Origin of the sequence: Martelella sp. UBA3392 (genome assembly GCF_002358775.1) — a bacterium.
GTDB lineage: Bacteria > Pseudomonadota > Alphaproteobacteria > Rhizobiales > Rhizobiaceae > Martelella > Martelella mediterranea.
On record NZ_DEPM01000173.1, the window covers coordinates 1 to 2,663 of the forward strand.

Genomic DNA, 2,663 nt, shown 5'->3' on the forward strand with positions numbered 1-2,663 from the left:
TGCAGGCCCTTGATATAGGCGACCGCGAGCATGGAGGTCAGCAGCGGGTCTTCCGAATAGCACTCGAAATTGCGCCCGTTGAGGCCCGAGCGGTGTATGTTGACCGTCGGTGCCAACAGCACGCGCGCCCCCTTCGAACGAGCTTCGGCGGCGAGCGCCGCCCCCATTTCATAGGCCGCGTCGCTGTTCCAGCTCGCCCCAAGCGCTATGGCGCAGGGGAAGGCAGCGGCCGGCGTTCCGTTGGTCAGCCCGCCCGCGCCGCGCGCGCCATTGGGGCCGTCGGAAACCTTCACGGCCGGGATGCCGAGGCGCGGTATCGGAACGGTGGTCCAGAAGTCCGCGCCCGCCATCAGCGACACCTGCTCCTCCAGGGTCAATTCGTCCAGAAGCTGCTCGATATTGACGGCCGCGCCGCGCGTCTGATCGCTGTTCATAATCGCCTCCCTTTATGTCCGGCATGCTCGTTCCTGACCGACAACCACCCGGTCGGCGTGGCGTCGATCACTGTCACGACACGAAATCATAAAAATCTACCAATTACTAGGTTTTTAAATCGGGCGCTTTTCGTGTAATCTGAGAGCCGAATGGAGACGTCATCGCATGCCGACGAAAAACCCGACGCAACCCGCCCCTCAAAAGACAGAGAGCCGTGCGCGCGGCCCATATGGAAAGGGCCGGCAGCGGCGTGCGGAAATCGTGAAGGCTGCCGTTCGGGTGTTCAGTCAATCGGGCTATCAGAATGCGGCCATTGCCACCGTCGCCGCGGAGGTGGGGCTGACTCTTCCCGGCCTGCTGCACTATTTCCCGAGCAAGACCGATTTGCTGCTGGCTGTCCTGGAACAGCGCGATGAAGTCACCGCCGACATGTTGCCGCAGGAGAGCGCCGACTGGCGCACATTCCTCGGTTCGCTGGTGGACATCGTCCGGTATAACGAGACGATCCCGGGCGTGATCCGCGCCTTCGCGCTTCTGTCGGTGGAAAGCCTATCGGCCGACCATCCAGCGGCGGACTGGTTCGCGGACCGATCGGCAAAGACGCACGCCATCATCGCCAGAGCGCTCAGATCCGGACAGGCCGAGGGGACATTCGACCCGGCCGCCGATGCAGGCGCCCTCGCCTTCGAAATCATCGCCATGATGGATGGTCTGCAGGAGCAATGGCTGCGCTCGGGCGAAACCGTCGACATGGCCGGCATCTTCGAAACCTACATCAACCGACTTGCTGCGCGATACAGCCGCTGATCGCTCGCTAATTGGGCCGTCCAGCGATCGCACTGAATGACACTGGAAACCATCGCCACAATGAGCGCTGACCCCAAAATCAGCCTGCCCGCGGCGAGTTGGTCCGTTTCCGGCTCGAAAGCCCCTCAGCGATTACGCTATGTGGTGTAGCTTGGACGACCACGTTTGGACGGAGGCGATGGTGACATTGTCGACCTCTCTGACAACAGACTTATCTGGATTGCTGAAGGCGTCGACGCGGCCGGACCGGAATTGCTCCGGAAGCTCCCGGGCGGTCAGCCGATCGATTTGACCAGCCGCTTCAACCCCGGCAGGGCAGTCAACACCAGAAGCAGGACCGAAATCGCGATCATGACGGCACTGCCCGGTCGCTGGAGGAAGATCATTGGGTCGCCGCGTGACAAAAGCATGGCCCGGCGCAGATATTCCTCCATCATGGGCCCGAGGATGAAGCCGATCAGAAGCGGCGCGGGTTCGTAGCGGTAGAGCCTCAAGCCATAACCGAGCAGGCCGAAGCCGAGCATGGCCCAGACATCGAAGAGCGAGTGATCGAGGCTGTAGACGCCGATCGAGATCAGGACGACGATCGTCGGATAGAGGAAGTAATGCGGAATACGCAGCAGCCTCACCCAGATGCCGATCAGCGGAATGTTGAGCACCAGCAGAAAGAGATTGCCGAACAGGAAGGAGACGATCAGGCCCCAGAACAGCGCCGGATGATCGGAGATCAGGCGCGGCCCGGGGGTGACGCCGTGGATCATCAGGGCGCCGATCATCAGCGCCATCGTCGTGGATCCCGGTATGCCGAGCGTCAGCGTCGGGATGAAGGCGGTCTGGGCCGCGGCATTATTGGCCGATTCCGGTACCACCACTCCCTCGATCGCGCCCTTGCCGAAATTGGCGCGGTTGGGCGAGACGCGCTTTTCCACGGCATAGCCGATCGAAGAGGCGACCGTCTGGCCAGTGCCCGGCAATGTGCCGAAAAAGCTGCCGATCAGGCTGCCGCGAAGCGCCGGGCCGAGGCAACGCAGCCATTCGCCACGCATCGGCAGGAAACGCTGCCACGAGACCTTTTCCGTGGCATAGGAGGCCGATGCCCCGCGCGCGGAAAACATCGCTTCGGAGACGCCGAAGAGCCCCATGGCGACGACCACGAGATTGATGCCGTCGCGCAGGTCCTGAACGCCGCCGGTAAAGCGGGTGGCGCCGCTGTTGACGTCGACGCCGATCGTGCCGAGCAGAACGCCCAGCGTCACCATCATCACGCCGCGCAGCGTGCCGGAGCTAGAGACCACGGATGCCGCGACAAGACCGAGCAACATCACCGCGAAATAGTCCGCCGGTTCCAATAGAAGCGCGAAATCCGCGAGCAGCGGCGCGAGCGCGGCAATCACCAGAATGCCGAAAACGCCGCCGAAGAA

3 protein-coding genes are annotated in these 2,663 nt (G+C 62.7%); 1 reads left to right on the forward strand and 2 read right to left on the reverse strand.

The window, feature by feature from the left end; translation table 11 throughout:
* Window positions 1–434 (reverse strand): glycoside hydrolase family 3 N-terminal domain-containing protein (locus B4E36_RS13190; protein ID WP_345900451.1); only part of this gene is annotated, 434 nt, incomplete at its 3' end.
* 262 nt (window positions 435–696) lie between these two features.
* Here B4E36_RS13190 and B4E36_RS13195 point away from each other — a divergent pair.
* Window positions 697–1,242, forward strand: coding sequence for a TetR/AcrR family transcriptional regulator (locus B4E36_RS13195; protein ID WP_292055633.1), 546 nt, complete (start codon window positions 697–699; stop codon window positions 1,240–1,242).
* A 275-nt stretch (window positions 1,243–1,517) separates the two neighbouring features.
* Here the strand turns inward: B4E36_RS13195 and B4E36_RS13200 are convergent.
* A partial coding sequence (locus tag B4E36_RS13200) for a tripartite tricarboxylate transporter permease (RefSeq protein WP_345900452.1) occupies window positions 1,518–2,663 on the reverse strand: 1,146 nt, incomplete at its 5' end.